This window comes from Glaciimonas immobilis, from assembly GCF_011947285.1.
GTDB lineage: Bacteria > Pseudomonadota > Gammaproteobacteria > Burkholderiales > Burkholderiaceae_D > Glaciimonas > Glaciimonas immobilis.
This window is the reverse complement of the sequence record NZ_JAAOZT010000002.1, coordinates 174,581-191,141: the sequence shown is the minus strand read 5'-3', so window position 1 is coordinate 191,141 and position 16,561 is coordinate 174,581. Positions and strand designations below refer to the sequence as shown.

Below are 16,561 nucleotides of genomic sequence, written 5' to 3'. Positions count from 1 at the left end.
ACTAGCACACCCAAGGTCGCAATTCAGTGGTGTCAGTTCTGGCGGCAAATATTGATTTTTGCTTATTCGATTTGTCCTGCCCGCCGCACTCGGTTAGCATAGCAACTTTGCGCGCTGCATTAAACACAATTACTTAAGTTGCTTACTATTTAAGCTGTCCGTTGCAACAACACCAAAGATATTTCATGTCTCCTGACGACTACTGCCAGCAAAAAGCCGCACAGAGCGGATCAAGTTTTTATTACAGCTTTCTATTTTTGCCTGTAGAACGACGGCGCGCAATCACCGCGCTTTATGCATTTTGTCGCGAAGTTGACGATACCGTCGATGACTGCACCGATGAAGCGGTGGCCCGCACCAAGCTCATGTGGTGGCGCAAGGAAATTGCCGCGATGGTAAGCGGTAGCCCGACGCATCCGGTAACCAAAGCGCTACAGCCGCATTTATCAACCTACGAGCTCAATAGTGAGCATTTGCAGGCGATTATTGACGGCATGGAGATGGATCTTAATCAAACGCGTTACCTGGACTATCCCGGCCTCAAACACTATTGCTGGCACGTCGCGAGTGTTGTAGGCATCTTGTCGGCCAGTATTTTTGGACTAACGCAGCCACAGACGTTGCAGTTCGCAGAAAAACTCGGCCTGGCTTTTCAACTGACAAACATCATTCGTGATGTAGGCGAAGATGGGCGTAAAGGCCGCATTTACCTGCCAGTGAATGAGTTGCAGCAATTTCACGTTACGGCCGCCGATATATTGAACGCGCGCCATAGCGAAAATTTTGAGAATCTCATGCGCTTTCAAGTCGCACGTGCCCAGAAAATGTATGACGAAGCGTTCGCCCTCCTGCCCCCAGCCGACCGCCGCGCTCAGCGCCCCGGCCTGATGATGGCAGCAATTTACCGTGCACTATTAAACGAAATCGAACGCGACGGCTTTCACGTTTTGAATCAGCGCATCTCTTTGACGCCGATTCGCAAATTATGGCTCGCCTGGAAGACGTATATTCGTGGCTGAGCCATCCTCGACTGATCAAAAATGGCGCAGACTAGCATGAGCGTTCCCAGAAAAAAAATAGCCGTTATCGGTGCAGGCTGGGCCGGTTGTTCGGCGGCAGTGGCTCTTAGCAGCAGCGCTAAACGGCATCAGGTGACACTGTTCGAAGCCAGCCGCGTGCTTGGTGGGCGCGCCCGCAGCGTCACCAGCGATGTTCCTGCGTCTGCCACTGCATCCGGTCACACTATGACGCACGATAACGGTCAGCACATCCTGCTCGGTGCCTACAAGCAAACCTTGCAACTGATGCGCAAGGTGGGTGTCGATCCGGCGGCGACTTTGCTGCGCCTGCCCCTGCAAATGTGCTATCCGGTTGGTAGCGGCGGCATCACATTCCAGGCACCGCGGCTGCCCGCGCCATTACACCTGCTGGCCGCGCTGTGGCGTGCTCAAGGATTGACCCGTGCCGATAAACTGGCGCTCGCACGGTTCAATTCCGCCGCTCGCTGGATGGGCTGGCAACTGCATGACGACTGTAGCGTTAGCACTTTGTTAGAGCGCTTTGATCAAACTGAACGGTTGACCCAGCTACTTTGGTCTCCGCTCTGCATCGCCGCACTAAACACGCCGCCGGAGCGCGCATCTGCCCAAGTTTTTCTCGCGGTGTTACGCGACAGCCTCGGTGCCCGCCGTGCCGCCTCGGATATGTTGCTACCGCGCGTTGCTCTTAGCAATTTGCTACCAAATAGTGCGGCAACTTATATCGCGCAAGCTGGCGGCAGCGTTCGTCTTGGTTGCAACATCAGACAATTGCAGGCTAATGGAAGTCAGTGGCGAGTTAGTACCACAGAATCCGTAGGGGATTTTGATGCGGTCGTGATAGCCACGCCGCCCGATACTGCGGCTAAACTATTAGATGATTTAACAGACACCACATTGCTCCAAGGCTTCACATACGAACCAATTACGACTTGCTATTTACGATATGCCTCGACTATTTTTCTGTCGCGCCCCTTTATGGCGCTGATCGAAAACAGATCCAAGGGCCATTGGGGGCAATTTGTGTTTGATCGCGGTCAACTTGATTCGACTCAGGCGGGCCTACTAGCCGTGGTTTTAAGTAGTTCCGCCGCCGCCATCGGCGATGGCCACGCGATACTATGCAAGGGGATTGCTGAACAGTTGGCCGAGGTCTTCAAGCTGCCCGAATTAGCACATCCGCACTGGACTAAGGTCATATCAGAAAAGCGCGCCACTTTTGCCTGCACACCCGCCCTTGCCCGCCCGAGTAACAGCAGCGGCCTGGCTGGCGTGTGGTTAGCTGGCGATTACACGATCAGCGACTATCCTGCGACTCTGGAATCGGCAGTAAGGAGCGGCAACCAAGCCGCAAAGGAACTGGATTTAGTGTAAAACGTCGTCGCGTGGTTGACGCTCCCCGCCGAGATAGCATAAGACCCGGACCTGGCAAAGAAACCCCGACAATAAAATCGTTAATAAAACTATATCCATTACCTTGTACAGACGCAAATCTCCCTCGACAAACGCATTTTCTTTTAGCCTTCGTAAATTTTAACGATGTTCGTGATTACGTTAATATTTGAGTTGAAAAATCTTCATCTTAAATCGATATCGATTTCTCCCAGCAATGCGCTGTTTTGCCCTAGGATATCGGAAGCGTAGACTTGAGATTAACTCCGCGTTACGCGTGCTTCATCAGTTATCAGTCAGGCGTCGTTCATCGCCCATTACTTATCACCAACGGAGAAACAATGCCCGTCATTACCTGCATCGAAGACCTGCGCATACTTGCTCAGAAACGGGTACCTAAAGCTTTTTACGACTATGCTGACAGCGGCTCTTATACCGAAGGCACCTATCGCGCCAATAGTACCGATTTAGCCGCGCTCAAATTACGCCAGCGCGTCGCAATTAACGTCGACGAGCGGAGTACCGCCACGACCATGATCGGCGAAAACGTCACGATGCCGGTCGCCATTGCGCCGACCGGACTTACCGGGATGCAGTGGGCCAACGGCGAAATGCTGGGCGCCATCGCCGCCGAAAAATTCGGCATTCCCTTCACCTTATCGACCATGAGCATCTGCTCGATAGAAGATGTCGCCAGTGTCACCACTAAGCCGTTCTGGTTCCAGCTATATGTCATGCGCGACCGCGGCTTCGTCAAATCTTTGATCGAGAGGGCCAAAGCGGCAAAATGTTCAGCGTTGGTACTTACCCTGGATTTACAAATCCTTGGTCAGCGCCACAAAGATATTAAAAACGGGATGTCGGTGCCACCCAAAATGACCATTGCCAATCTCATCGATTTGGCGAGCAAACCAGCCTGGGCCCTGCGTGCATTAGGCGGTCGCAAGACATTCGGCAACCTTGCCGGACATGTAAAAGGCGCAGATGGCATATTAACCCTCAGCAAATGGACCGCAAGTCAGTTTGACCCAACCCTATCCTGGGATGATATCGCATGGATTAAACAGCAATGGGGCGGAAAATTAATACTAAAAGGTATTCTGGATGTGGAGGATGCCAAGATCGCTGCCGCCAGCGGTGCCGATGCGATCGTCGTCAGCAATCACGGTGGCCGTCAACTTGATGGCGCTATATCGTCAATCTCAGCATTACCCGCCATCGTTGAAGCAGTCGGCGATCAAATCGAGGTGTGGTTCGACGGCGGAATCCGCAGCGGACAAGACGTGCTGAAAGCCGTTGCTCTGGGCGCAAAAGGCACGATGATCGGTCGGGCTTTTCTATACAGTCTGGGCGCAATGGGCGAAGCGGGTGTCACCAAAATGCTGGAAATCATGCGTCAGGAACTGGACGTCAGCATGGCGCTTACCGGCACCAAGGATATCAAGGATGTGGGGCCACAGATATTAATGCGCGGTTAACGATTGACGGCACGTCCGTTGAAATTAGCCGTGATCGCAACCGTTGTCGCAATATCTCTCTAGGTGGCCCCCCGCAATGGTGGGCGAAAAGGCGCCCGGGGGATATTTCAATCCGGCAGTAATTTTTCCGCTAAAAAGCCAGCAGCGTATAGAACCGCTGCTGGCTTTTTTTTTGCAGTCTTTCGCAACAATTTCAACTTTATCCCCTCATTTGCAATTCGGCACCGTTAAAGCGCTTTTGTGGTGAGGGGAAGCAAACGTAAATTCTCTCAAAACACTTCCGATAATTTCGTCACCAAAAACTCTCGGGCGACACACAAATCAAAAATACGCTGCAAAGAGCGTAAAAACAAACACCCTCCAAAAATGCCAGTTCAATTTCAGCGAAAGAAAAGTAACCGCGTAAGAAAAGTGTAATGCGCTTCGGTCGCCATCAACACCACAAGTACCAACAAGCAGAGTGGTGGAACCAGGATTGCATATATCAGCGCTAACCGCTCCCACGCCATGTGCATAAAAAATGCGACGATCAGGCCTGCTTTGAGCAACATCAATAACAAGATTAATGCCCATCGCAGGTAGCCGTGAAACTGCAGATAATCGACCATGTAGGACAACGTACTGAGCACGAATAGCAAGCCCCATATTTTCAGATAGAGACTGGTGGGATGCTGCTGCCCGGAATGAGGCGTTGGAGTGTCCATCATCGCACCTTACCAAAGATAAAATAACGCAAAGATAAATACCCATACCAGATCCACAAAATGCCAATACAAACCGGCAATCTCAACGATCTGGTAATTGCCGCTGCGCTCGTATCGTCCGAGTAAGATACGGACCGCCACCGTCACCAGATAGATCACGCCAAAAGTTACATGCAGTCCATGAAACCCGGTAATCATAAAAAAAGTCGCGCCAAATTGCGGCGCTCCCATCGCGTTGCCCCAAGGTCGCACGCCTTCGTTGACGATAAGATTAGTCCATTCGAAGACTTGCATGCTGACGAAAGCCACGCCAAATCCCGCAGTAATTAACATTAACGTTGCGGCCCGCACGCGTTCGCGACGATAGGCAAAGTTCACCGCCATTGCCATCGTGCCACTGCTGCTGATAAGAACAAACGTCATGATGGCGATCAACAGTAACGGCACTTCGGCACCGCCAATATGTAATGCAAAAACGATGCTGGGGTCCGGCCATGGGGTAGTCCCAGACATGCGCACGGTCATGTAGCCCACCAGAAAACAGCTAAAAATAAAGGTGTCGGAAAGCAAGAATATCCACATCATCGCCTTGCCCCAGGACACCTGAAAAGCCACGCGATCTGCGGACCAGTCATTCATTAACTGACGCCAGCCCGAGGACTTCACCTCCATTGGGTTGCGGAGCGCAGCCTGCTGACTGGCTGGATTTAATGCTTCCACCTGTGTGGCCGGGTTGATGGGCAGAACCATATTTCGTCCCCTTTTATGACGTCAACGAATTACCGCACACGAACCGGACAATATCCGGCGTGAGCCAACCCAAAGCGGCAAAGAGCACAATCCATACCGCCAGCAAAAAATCCCAGTAGCGTGCGCACAATCTGACCCGCCATTGCAAATCATGCACAGAACCACCGCCCCTTTGCCCGAAGCGGGCAAAACGTTCGGTCCTTACCCAGCCAACTAATCCCCCTACCACGTGCAAACCATGGATCGCGGTTAGCAAATAAAAAAAGCTGCCAGCCGGATTGCCTGCCGCTGTAACGTGTAGCGTTTGCAGCGTATACCAGCCCCATGACTGCGCGCCCAAAAATAATACCCCTAACGTGCCAGCCACTATCAGATAGTTACGCGCCAGCGCAGACCGGTTTGCTTTACTGGCCACATGCAACATCAGGCTGGCGGCAATCAGCGATATCGTGCTGAGCCATAATTGCCATGGCATCGCAATCGGCGACCAGTCGGTTGCATCCATGCGCATTGCATAAGCTGCCAAAAATAAGGTAAAAAGTGCGGTCGCCACACCCATAAATATCCATAATGCAATGCTTATCGGGGCCGGATTGGTTGCAGTGCGGGGCCAGGGGGCATTGTTATTCCGGCCACTTCTGGGGCGACTGTTTTGAAATTCAAAGTTACTGATGGCGCTCATGCCAATGCTCCTTTACGCAGATCGGGCGCTAATCCTCCCCCTGCTGGGGGTGCATTCTGAGCGATAAAATCCTCGTCCTCGCCGGGCATGCTATAAGCGTAAGCGCCACGATAGACGACCGGCAATTGCGGCCCCCAATTTCCATGCTCAGGCGGTGTCGAGGGTGTCTGCCACTCCAGTGACGCCGCGCGCCATGGATTGGGATCAGCACGCTGACCCCGGAAGGTGCTCCAGATTAAATTAAATATGAATAAGAGCTGGCCTGCCGCAACAACGAGCGCCACCACGGTAATGAAAACATTCAACGATGACACGGACGATGGAATAAATTTATAACCCTGAAACTCATAATATCGACGGGGCATGCCCAATATGCCAAGGTAATGCATCGGAAAAAAAATAGAATAGGTGCCAATAAAGGTAATCCAGAAATGTATTTTTCCGAGCCGATCATCGAGCATACGCCCCGAGACTTTCGGGAACCAGTGATAGATTCCTCCAAAAATAACCAGCAGTGGCGAGACCCCCATCACCATATGAAAGTGCGCCACCACGAAGTAGGTATTCGACAGTGGAATATCGACACTGACATTGCCGAGAAATAGCCCCGTCAGTCCGCCAATCAAAAACGTACTGATGAAAGACAATGCAAACAGCATTGGCACCGTCATATGGATATCGCCATCCCATAGCGTCAGTAACCAGTTATACACTTTGATCGCCGTAGGTATTGCAATGACGAGAGTCGTGGTCGCAAAGAAGAAGCCAAAATAAGGATTCATGCCGCTAACAAACATGTGATGCGCCCAGACCAGTACGCTAAGAACCCCGATGGCCAGTAATGCCCACACCATCGTGCGATAGCCGAAAATATTTTTTCGTGCGTGCACGCTGATCAGGTCCGAGACGATACCAAATGCTGGCAAGGCAACGATATAGACTTCCGGATGACCGAAAAACCAAAACAGATGTTGGAACAGCAGCGGACTGCCACCGTTGTAGCCAGTGACTTTACCCATTGAAATTAAAGCGGGCATGAAAAAACTGGTACTTAAGGTCCGGTCCAGCAACATCATGATGCCACTCACAAACAACGCAGGAAAAGCCAGCAATGCGAGTATTGTCGCCACGAAAATACCCCATACAGTTAGCGGCATCCGCATCAGCGTCATGCCCTCGGTGCGTGCCTGCAATACGGTAGTCACATAATTTAATCCGCCCATCGTCGCCGCGACAATGAATATCAGCAGGGAGACCAACATCAAAATAATGCCCCATTCATATCCCGGCGTACCGGGCAGTATTGCTTGCGGCGGGTAAAGGGTCCATCCAGCACCGGTTGGACCACCGGGCACAAAAAAGCTGGCCATCAGTACGATCACCGACAAAAAATAGGTCCAGACGCTGAGCATGTTTAAATAAGGAAACACCATATCGCGCGCACCCACCATCAACGGAATCAAATAGTTTCCAAACCCGCCGAGCAGCAACGCGGTCAATAAATAAATCACCATTATCATGCCGTGCATGGTCATGAACTGGTAATAGTGTGACGCATCAATACCTGCAAAACGTCCCGGAAAGCCAAGCTGCAAGCGCATCAGATTGGATAGCACCACGCCGACCAATCCCGCAATGATCGCGATACAGGAATACTGAATCGCGATCACCTTGTGGTCCTGACTCCAGATATATTTCAGGAAAAAACTTTGCGGTGCGTGATGCGCCATACTCTCGTCGGTGCTGGTCATGGACTTCCCCATCGAAGGTTGCGAAGTTATGCCTTGGTTATGCGTTGATTTTGCCTTGGTTATGCGTTGATTTTTCCGTATTTATGGATGCGTATGCCATTATTAAGCGCATTAGTACTGGCCCCAAAGTTGGGCGTCAGGTAATAATATTACTGACTTTTTTGGCCTTACTTCTTCTGTCACTACCGGGTTTCCACGCCATGTTCATTTGATCCAATAGGCGAACCAGACGTTGCAACATTTTGTTTTTTATCCGCGCCAATAGACTTGATATACGCTACGAGCGCCGATAGCTCGTCGTCAGTCATATCGATCCTGGGCATGATGGGCGTGAAACCTTTTACCCGGTGTGCTGTAGGATTGCGAATAAAATCGCGCAAATAGGCCTCATCTACGAACGCGGTGCTTCCATCTTCCATCGTTTCCGTCCTGCCAAATAAACCTTTCCAGGTCGGCCCCACCAGCGCTCCCCCGTCTACCGTATGGCAAGAAAGGCATGCCTTGGAAGTAGCCAGGGACTTGCCTTGTGCAACCAGCCCGCTAGCACCGGCGTTCGCACCCCCGGCGGATATTTTTGGCGGCAAAAGTGATGTAGCAAAAGTCGGCTGAGTGGCTAACCACTTTTGAAAAGAAGCCGCATCTTCCACCACTACCAAGCCACGCATATTGGCGTGACCCACTCCGCATAACTGGGCACATAACACTTCGTACCGCCCCACCTTGTTCGGCGTGAACCAAAACGACGTCACCATGCCCGGCACCATATTCATACGCGCCCGAAAAGGCGGCACATAAAAGTCGTGTAGCACATCCTGCGAACGCAGCATCATCTGGACCGGCGCATTCACCGGCAAATGTAATTCGTTACTATTAATGAGGATATTGTCCTGTCCCGCGCGGTCGCCCGGATCGATACCAAACGGATTGGTCGGGCTGACCAGACTGACGCTACTACGCCCTAGCCGTCCGCTAGCGCCAGGAAAACGAAAGCGCCACTGCCATTGCTGGCCTAGCACTTCGACCTTCAGTGCATTTTTAGGAACGTCGACAAAATTCGCGTACACCACCAACCCCGGTGCCAGTAACGCTATGATGCCGACCGTGGTAACGCCCGTCAGCCACCATTCCAGCTTTTTGTTTTCTGGATGGTAAACCGCGCGGTGGCCCTTGCGATGACCGAAGCGCAGCAACATATAGACAAGGAAAAGATTCAGAACAACGAAAACGAAACCGGTGATAATAAACGTGATCGTTAATGTGCTATCCATTTGCTGCCAGTTAGAGGCCAGCGGCGTAGCCCTCCATGGACTAAAAATATGGAATAGCACCGAAAGGTCAACAATAATGATAAGTACGACGGCCATAGTCATAACTATCCTCTTGTCCGACGTTAATCCGGACCAAGTGACGCGCGAGTAACGATCAGCGAGTAACGATCAATTGAAATTACTCTATTCCAGCAAATAACCTTGCCCGCCTTTGTCAAGCGTCAACGCACCAACTGCATAATTTACCAACCTGCAAGAATTAATACCGACAATTAATGCCGAGGATTGCGCCGCTCCCGTCGCTCCAAAGCCCAATAGGCAAGCCCGGTCACCATGCCGAATATCACGTGCGTTACTAGCGCTGCCCCGCCCCGCATTTCACTGAACCACGGGAAAATTCGAGACATGCCATAAAAATTGAATACATAAAGCGCAAGACCGAACACGACGCCTGAAATCAACACCATGCCTACGCTAGAATCAAAATGAAAAGGGGCAATAATCATGCACATGACGAGACCAAAAATAATGCCCAAAATATAGTGCGTAATCAACGCCGTGGCAACGATGGGAACATTAAACTCGGTTAAGCGAAGCGCGTCCGGTCCCATGACAATAGCGGAAATCCTATGCGACACCGCCCATGGACTTGAACCCGTTATGAGTGCCGACCATAGCAACTCCAGAACCATTATCGCCGCGCCCCCGAGGAACCCAGAAACCGCCGCCGCCACCCAGTCCGGCGCGCGCGATTCCAGATGATGCGTATGCATGTGAAGTTCCATCATGATCTCCCATAAAAAACGGCACCGTTAAGAGTCCCAATGATTTTTGAACACAAGCTGCCAACGCAATACTCAATAGGTGCTGTTGAATTTAGTGTAGTACAAATTTAACAACCTGCAAAAGAGTCGATGTGTTGCAGCGCACGCAGAGCAGTCTGTAACAATGGTCTCCGGCAAGATGCAGAGGTTAAATCTAGATTAAATGACCTGAAACGGATACGGACACCGTTGGCAGCACGCCGCAAGGGAGCACCGCAGCATAAAGCGATTTGTCTATCGCTCTAGTTTACTGCCAGTATCGAGCCTGCATAAGAATCTATAAACAAAATTGCACTCAATGGACCATCACATGACAATTGCCACAATTCACGCTGATTAATGACAGGACTGATACAGCCTCAATGCCAGATGAATTTCGAGTTAAGTAGCTGAAATACGATCGTATGACTAAGTGCGCAGGCGTTTTTTGCTTGACAGACTTATAATCGCTATCTAAAATTGGCGTCACAACATTTCATGGAGATCCGATCTTGGACAGTTGTTCTAGTACCCGTGGATGGGCAAACAGCCCGGCACAACTCGCTTAAGCCTTAGCCGACATCCCTCTGCTACAGCCAGCGAATTGTCGCGCTGTAGTATCGCATTTTCGGTGATCTTTATCACCATCGCATCGTATACTCCCATCCCTTTTAATTGACTCTTAGCCTTTTGCTCGTGCGCCGATTTTTTCGTCGTGACGGTCAGGGCTAAACGTTGTCTATGCGTTGGTTGCGTTGCTTGCGTTGCTTGCGTTGCTTGCGTTGCTATGCGTTGCGCTGCATTGCGACCCATGGACAGCTTGTAAAGGTGTTAACAATGGAATGGCAAATATTTTTAGTAAGAATCCTGCTCGCGCTCACTCTCGGTGCTTTGATCGGTGCCGAGCGCCAGATGCGTCAGCGCATGGCTGGACTGCGCACCAATGCCTTGGTGGCGATAGGCGCCTCGCTGTTTGTCATGGTATCGGCGTTTGAAACCGATCCGCAAGGGGCCACACGGATCGCTTCTTATGTGGTGTCCGGCATAGGTTTTTTGGGCGCAGGCGTCATCATGCGCGAAGGTGCCAGCGTGCGCGGCCTGAATACGGCCGCCACGCTGTGGTGCTCTGCTGCGGTCGGCGTATTATGCGGGCTTGGTCATCCACTTGAAGCGGCAATTGGTGCCGCCGCGATCCTCGCTACCAACGTGTTGTTGCGTAGTGTTTCGCATCTGATCAATCGTCAGGACCTGCAAGGTGCCAGCGAAGTTGAGCAGGTTTATCGCCTGTCCATTGTCTGCCGCCCGGACGACGAAGTACAAGTGCGCACTTTGATGCTGCACATGCTGAACGGCATGCCTCACCTTGTGGTGCAATCGCTGCACAGTGAGGACTTGCCGTCGGGCACTAAGCTGGAAGTGCGCGCCGACCTCATCACGTCCCCCAGCAATCATTTGCAACTTGAGCAAATCGTCAGTCGCGTCAGCCTTGAAAAAGGTGTCAGCGCGGCGCGCTGGGCCGTCCTGAATGACAAAGAAATCTAAAAGGAGGAATATCATGCATCTAGAAAAATGGGAAAAATTCTTTAGAATACATCTGCCATTCATCAGCCCAACCGCGTCCCTCAACCCCGCACACGAGGCACGGTTACCGTACCGGGTCGTAACGGTTTGCCGTGCCGCCGACAGGGCAATGGTGGAGCAATTAATCCGCCAGCAACTTCTTAATACCTGTGTCGTGCAGTACCACTGCGGCGAGCCGGACGGCACCAGCAACCTGACCAGCATCACGGTAGAAATGCTCTGCACCATCAGCGAGCGCGCTAACGTAGTGCAACTCGTCACCCGTCTGGGGCTGGAAAAAAGTGTGCGTAGCGTGCGTTGGGAGAGTATGCCGCACAATCTGGTTGCCTGACACCTGTCGCGGCAAAATAAAAGCAGTTGTCCGGCGGCTCAGAAATGGTGCTCGGGAATCGAGAAGCCTCAGGAGATCAGGCCGGGGTGGGCCATTCTTGAGCCTTGAGCAAAGGCTTGGGTCGCTGGGTTACCAGATCGCTGGATTGATATCGGCCTGTTTGTCCGCGCTAGTTGCCCAACGGCTCATATTAATCGGGGAAAAAATAAAGGCTTAATTTACAGCTTCCCGGCCTTCTTCAAGCGTGACGTCAAGCCTTCCACGATATCGTCATGGTCGAACTTTTTGGCGAAATCTATAGCGTTCATGCCAACATCATTTTTCAGTGTTGCGTCAGCGCCTGAATCAAGCAACAATTTTACCGTCAGGATTTTTCCCTCACGCGCTGCCATCATCATTGGCGTAGTCTGGTTGGGCGATCCTGCATCGATATAAGCGGACGCGTCCAGCAACATCTGTACAATTTCGTTGTTTCCAACTGTCGCGGCGTAATGTAAGGCAGTCCACCCGGTGGTGTTGGGCTCGGCCTCCTTGTCCAACAAGGCTTTCACCGCCGCAACGTTACCTTTATACGACGCCACCATCAGTGCCGTGTCGCCATTACGCGCCCGTACATTCAGATTGATTCCTGATGCATTTAACAATAAGTTAAAAGACTTCATGGCATCTTCACGAATGGCTAAAATCAAGCCGGTCTCACCGCGTTTGCTCTCGACAATGTTCGGATTCAGTCCTGCCGCCAGTAATTTGGGCAGGCGCCGGTAGTCATCCATCTGAACCAGTTTGAAGAATTCATCCGAGCTCGCCGCGTAACTACTAAAAGGCAACGTACCCACCATAAGTAAAAACACGCCGCCGGCGGCTTGGGACAAAAAGGTTCTACGCGGTTTCAGCAGCCGCATTTTTTCTAACGATTCAGGCATGCGTCGTCTCTTCTGGAAGCTTAAATAATGTAAAGAAATTTTCTGTCGTTTGCCGCGCGACCTCTGCTATCGGCATCCCCTTAAGATTGGCGAGATATTCTGCCACATGCACGACCAGTCCCGGCTCGTTCATTCTGCCACGGAAAGGCACCGGAGCGAGGTAAGGTGAATCCGTCTCAATCAGTGTGCGCTCCATTGGAACCGCCAGTGCTACGGCTTGCAAATCTTTAGCACTTTTGAAAGTGACGATGCCCGAGAACGAAATATAAAATCCCATTTCAATCGCCGCCTCGGCGACGGCTAGTGACTCGGTAAAACAATGCATGACGCCGCCCACTCCGCCAGCATTAGTGCCTGCACCTTCTTCGCGCATGATTCTTATCGTGTCTTCCGATGCAGCGCGGGTATGAATAATCAGCGGTTTGCCTGTCGCTCGCGAGGCCCGGATGTGGCGCCGAAACCGCTCCCGTTGCCATTCCAAATCACCTTTTAGGCGGAAGTAATCCAACCCAGTCTCACCGATGGCGATAATTTTAGGGTGATCGGAAAGTCGAATCAAATCGTCAACGCTTGGTTCTGGCGTATCCTCGTAGTCGGGATGAACGCCTACCGACGCGTAAATGTGGGGGTATGTTGTCGCGAGTTCTAAAACTTGCGGGAAATCCGGCAAATCGACGGAAACGCATAGCGCATGCGTAACCCGATTTTCGGCCATTTTCGCCAATATTTCCGGCATTCTGGCAGCCAGTTCAGGAAAATTTATATGGCAATGAGAGTCAATAAACATAGGAAAAATAAAAAAAACGCATATCAATAAATGGAGAATACAAACCTAACCCACGCGCTTGCCGAGTATCACCAAATCGCGTTCAATGCCATCCAGTGTCGCCACGCGCGGCATATTAGCCCAGCGCTCAAAACCGAATACTTCGAACAACTTTAAACTTGGCGCATTGTGACCAAAGATGAACCCTAGCAAAGTGTGTACCGCAACGTTGGGGGCATAGGCAACTGCTTGCTCCATCAGGTAACGACCAATCCCCTGGCCGCGAACGGATTCGTGGATATAAATAGAAATCTCGGCAGTACCGGCATAGGCGGGGCGACCATAAAAATCCGAGTATGACAACCACCCGACAATACGCGGGGATAGCGCCTCATTAGCATCCTGCGGGAGTTCCTGCTCGACTACCCATAGCGGTCGCAAGGTGGGATTGTGATGATCGAACCATGCTTGCCGCGAAGCAACAGAAACCGGTTCTGTATCAGCCGTCACCTCACGTGACGCAATAGTGCTGTTATAAATCCCAACGATTGCAGCCAAGTCTTGCTGCGTTGCTATTCTGTGATGATATTTCATGTTTATAAAGTGTGGGTAGGACGGCTGGAGCTAAGCGCGGAACCCAGGATCTCTTCGATGCGCGCGCGTAGGCGATTTCCGCCGTCGTCATCTGGAAAATGGACGCCGATCCCTTGGGCCCTGTTGTTATTGGCACCGGCTGGCGTAATCCAGGCGACTTTGCCCGCAATCGGATATTTGGCCGCGTCCTCCATCAAACTAAGGATTAAATAAATTTCATCCCCGATCTGGTATGTTTTATTGGTAGGCACAAAGACCCCACCGCTAGTTAAAAAGGGCATATAAGCAGCATACAAAGCCGATTTTTCTTTGATCGCGAGGGATAATACCGAGGGTCTTGCTACCTTGACACCACCATCAATCGTAGAATTTTCTGCCATATTTTCTCTCTCGTGTAACCATCGCCGGATGCCTGCCAGATCAATCGATGATTAATCGCATTTGGTTACCGTCTATAGTTCCCTGCATAATCATGACACTACCCACCATACTGTTATACGGTGCGCCCGTGCAACCCATTCGCCGCGTGGTGTATCACTCGTAAACTGCGCCGTTGAACGACGATGAATCGCGGCAATAACTAAAATGTACCCTTAATACACCCGCCCTCACATTCAGGCAAATAATTTTGCGTAGTCCAACAGCATATCCTCGACAAACAAGCGTGCCGACAATGGATGTTCGGCAATTGCCCGTCTCTCATTGCAAGCTTTTAGCGCAAGCATTAAATCGCCCGTGCGCGCTTTTTCGGAAAGTTTTGTCAAGGTTTTCTGATGGCGAGGATAATAGCGTACAAGGCCAGTCATTTTCAAAGAAAACAGGTCGTAAAGCCACCGTTGCTGCCATCCAAGCAACTCAACTACGGGTGTTTTTTGCAAACGCTCCGCGCATTTCAACGCTCCTTCGATACTGGGCGCTCCCAGATAGCCCAGTAGCTCATTGATGAGCTCTCGCCCCTCGCTTTGGGATTGTGCCTGCGCTGTCAAAGGTGCCCCGCCCTGCTCTGCGAGCCACATATCGGCATCCGCCACGCTCTCCTGTTGCAGCCAGTCCAGCGCCTCCTGCCTTGATGGCACGGGCATAGGAAACTTGCGACAACGCGACAATATCGTTGGTAACAAACGATCAAGACTATTTGATATTAGCAAAATTACGGTATTTGGGGGTGGCTCTTCCAGCGTTTTAAGTAATGCGTTGGCGGCGGCCGCGTTCAGCGCTTCTGCTGGATATAAGACGACTACGCGTTGCCCGCTCCGGTGTGTAGAAATATTCATAAAACCCGCTAGTGCACGAATTTGATCAATTTTTATTTCTTTAGATGGTGCTTTCGCAGATTTTGCGGTTTTTTTGCTATCGCCGGTGTCCTCGGAATCGCCGTCCCGAGCGTCTTCGTCCTCCAGAATTTCGGGGCGCACCCGACGATAATCGGGATGATTGTGTTGCCTAAACCAACCGCAGGATGCGCACACGTCGCAAGCATGCCCGTCAGATAACTGCTGATCGCAAAATATCGATTGGGCAAACCGTTCGGCAAAAGCCGTTTTGCCTATACCCACTGCCCCATGAAATAAAATGGCGTGCGGCATCCGCTCCCGCATTTGCTGCAGTTGCGTCCATGCATTACTCTGCCAGGAATATATTGAATTATTCATTAACAATCAATTAGTTACCAAACTCTGTTCATGCTATCACGGCTTACAATGACGGGAATCGTGCCCATCGTGCCCAATGATTCCAAAGGCGGCCGGAAACGGATTAGCCGCCTGGATGGTGCCTACAAGGCCGATATTATTTGCGCCAGACTTTGCTGAATATCGGCGATTGAACGGGTCGAGTCAACAATCCGGAAACGCGCAGGAAACTGCGATGCACGCCGCAAATATTCTGCCCGCGTGTCGGCAAAAAAAGTAGCCTTCTCCTGCTCAAATTTATCCAGATCCCGCGTGGCATCCAGGCGCGCACGGGCGACCTCCAGCGACACGTCAAATAAAAGCGTTAAATCGGGCTGCAAATGCGGGTGCACCCATTGCTCAAGCACTTCTAATTTTTGAATCGAGAGTTTTCTGCCGCCGCCCTGATACGCAAACGTGGCGTCGGTAAAGCGATCAGAAACGACCCAGTCGCCACGTCCCAACGCGGGCTCGATCACTTCTGCCAGATGCTCACGACGGGACGCAAACATCAGCATTGCTTCAGTTTCCAGATGCATTTTTTTGTGCAATACCAATTCACGCAAGGCCTCGCCAAGCTCGGTCCCGCCCGGCTCGCGGGTCGAAACAACGGTCAACCCGCGGGCACGCAACAAATCCGCTACGTAGCCTATATGCGTAGATTTGCCAGCACCGTCGATACCTTCAAAGGTTATAAATTTTGCAGATGTCATAAATTGCTAAGATTTCTGGTTTTCATAAAAGACTATGGGTCTGAGGCATAGCATAACTGACCTGCGCTACCGGTCGACGTTAACATCGTCTGGCCGATCGGTATTGTCTCACTACAAT

The 16,561-nt window shown here is 51.4% G+C and carries 17 protein-coding genes; 5 read left to right on the top strand and 12 right to left on the bottom strand.

All coding sequences use genetic code 11. The features are described 5' to 3' along the window. Positions 1-185: 185 nt before the first annotated feature. The 3 genes from hpnD (at position 186) to HAV38_RS03075 (ending at position 3,907) form a co-directional block, all read left to right on the top strand. Positions 186-1,019 carry a presqualene diphosphate synthase HpnD gene (gene hpnD, locus HAV38_RS03085; RefSeq protein WP_168052312.1) on the top strand — a complete coding sequence of 278 codons (834 nt, stop codon included), beginning with the start codon at positions 186-188 and terminating at the stop codon, positions 1,017-1,019. A 36-nt stretch (positions 1,020-1,055) separates the two neighbouring features. Next, positions 1,056-2,411 (top strand): hydroxysqualene dehydroxylase HpnE, encoded by a 1,356-nt coding sequence (gene hpnE, locus HAV38_RS03080; RefSeq protein ID WP_168052310.1) that lies wholly within the window; start codon positions 1,056-1,058, stop codon positions 2,409-2,411. A 359-nt stretch (positions 2,412-2,770) separates the two neighbouring features. Further along, positions 2,771-3,907 (top strand): alpha-hydroxy acid oxidase, encoded by a 1,137-nt coding sequence (locus tag HAV38_RS03075; protein ID WP_168052308.1) that lies wholly within the window; start codon positions 2,771-2,773, stop codon positions 3,905-3,907. A gap of 380 nt (positions 3,908-4,287) precedes the next feature. Here HAV38_RS03075 and HAV38_RS03070 read toward each other — a convergent pair whose 3' ends face one another. The 6 genes from HAV38_RS03070 to HAV38_RS03045 all read right to left on the bottom strand — a co-directional run bounded on the left by HAV38_RS03070 (position 4,288) and on the right by HAV38_RS03045 (position 9,850). Further along, positions 4,288-4,614, bottom strand: coding sequence for a cytochrome C oxidase subunit IV family protein (locus HAV38_RS03070; RefSeq protein WP_245182166.1), 327 nt, complete (start codon positions 4,612-4,614; stop codon positions 4,288-4,290). A 6-nt stretch (positions 4,615-4,620) separates the two neighbouring features. Beyond that, on the bottom strand, positions 4,621-5,283 hold the full coding sequence (locus HAV38_RS03065; RefSeq protein WP_168053488.1) for a heme-copper oxidase subunit III family protein: 663 nt from the start codon (positions 5,281-5,283) through the stop codon (positions 4,621-4,623). Positions 5,284-5,374: 91 nt separating this feature from the next. Beyond that, on the bottom strand, positions 5,375-6,043 hold the full coding sequence (locus HAV38_RS03060; RefSeq protein ID WP_168052306.1) for a cytochrome c oxidase subunit 3 family protein: 669 nt from the start codon (positions 6,041-6,043) through the stop codon (positions 5,375-5,377). After that, on the bottom strand, positions 6,040-7,794 hold the full coding sequence (gene ctaD, locus HAV38_RS03055) for a cytochrome c oxidase subunit I (RefSeq protein ID WP_168052304.1): 1,755 nt from the start codon (positions 7,792-7,794) through the stop codon (positions 6,040-6,042). The genes HAV38_RS03060 and ctaD overlap by 4 nt, the downstream gene beginning before the upstream one ends. A gap of 182 nt (positions 7,795-7,976) precedes the next feature. Then, on the bottom strand, positions 7,977-9,164 hold the full coding sequence (locus tag HAV38_RS03050; RefSeq protein WP_168052302.1) for a cytochrome c oxidase subunit II: 1,188 nt from the start codon (positions 9,162-9,164) through the stop codon (positions 7,977-7,979). A gap of 170 nt (positions 9,165-9,334) precedes the next feature. After that, the gene (locus HAV38_RS03045; RefSeq protein WP_311734778.1) at positions 9,335-9,850 is read right to left on the bottom strand and encodes a hypothetical protein; all 516 of its coding nucleotides are present in this window, start codon (positions 9,848-9,850) and stop codon (positions 9,335-9,337) included. 852 nt (positions 9,851-10,702) lie between these two features. On the opposite strand from HAV38_RS03045, the gene HAV38_RS03040 reads away from it, so the two are divergent. Then, the gene (locus HAV38_RS03040) at positions 10,703-11,407 is read left to right on the top strand and encodes an MgtC/SapB family protein (RefSeq protein WP_168052300.1); all 705 of its coding nucleotides are present in this window, start codon (positions 10,703-10,705) and stop codon (positions 11,405-11,407) included. A 13-nt stretch (positions 11,408-11,420) separates the two neighbouring features. Continuing rightward, positions 11,421-11,777, top strand: a complete 357-nt coding sequence (locus HAV38_RS03035) for a hypothetical protein (protein ID WP_168052298.1) — start codon at positions 11,421-11,423, stop codon at positions 11,775-11,777. 218 nt (positions 11,778-11,995) lie between these two features. On the opposite strand, the gene HAV38_RS03030 is transcribed toward HAV38_RS03035, so the two are convergent. The 6 genes from HAV38_RS03030 to tmk form a co-directional block, all read right to left on the bottom strand. Further along, positions 11,996-12,700, bottom strand: a complete 705-nt coding sequence (locus tag HAV38_RS03030) for an ankyrin repeat domain-containing protein (RefSeq protein WP_245182165.1) — start codon at positions 12,698-12,700, stop codon at positions 11,996-11,998. Then, complete coding sequence (locus tag HAV38_RS03025) at positions 12,693-13,487, bottom strand: TatD family hydrolase (RefSeq protein ID WP_168052296.1); 795 nt, start codon at positions 13,485-13,487, stop codon at positions 12,693-12,695. The genes HAV38_RS03030 and HAV38_RS03025 overlap by 8 nt, the downstream gene beginning before the upstream one ends. A 45-nt stretch (positions 13,488-13,532) precedes the next feature. Then, entirely contained in the window at positions 13,533-14,060 is a 528-nt protein-coding gene (locus HAV38_RS03020) for a GNAT family N-acetyltransferase (protein ID WP_168052294.1), read from the bottom strand. Positions 14,061-14,062: 2 nt separating this feature from the next. Further along, a complete protein-coding gene (locus HAV38_RS03015; protein WP_168052292.1) occupies positions 14,063-14,440 on the bottom strand; it encodes a PilZ domain-containing protein in 378 nt (125 codons plus the stop codon). A gap of 234 nt (positions 14,441-14,674) precedes the next feature. After that, entirely contained in the window at positions 14,675-15,712 is a 1,038-nt protein-coding gene (locus HAV38_RS03010) for a DNA polymerase III subunit delta' (RefSeq protein ID WP_168052290.1), read from the bottom strand. Between the two features lie 122 nt (positions 15,713-15,834). Continuing rightward, positions 15,835-16,443 (bottom strand): dTMP kinase, encoded by a 609-nt coding sequence (tmk, locus tag HAV38_RS03005; RefSeq protein ID WP_168052288.1) that lies wholly within the window; start codon positions 16,441-16,443, stop codon positions 15,835-15,837. Positions 16,444-16,561: the final 118 nt, after the last annotated feature.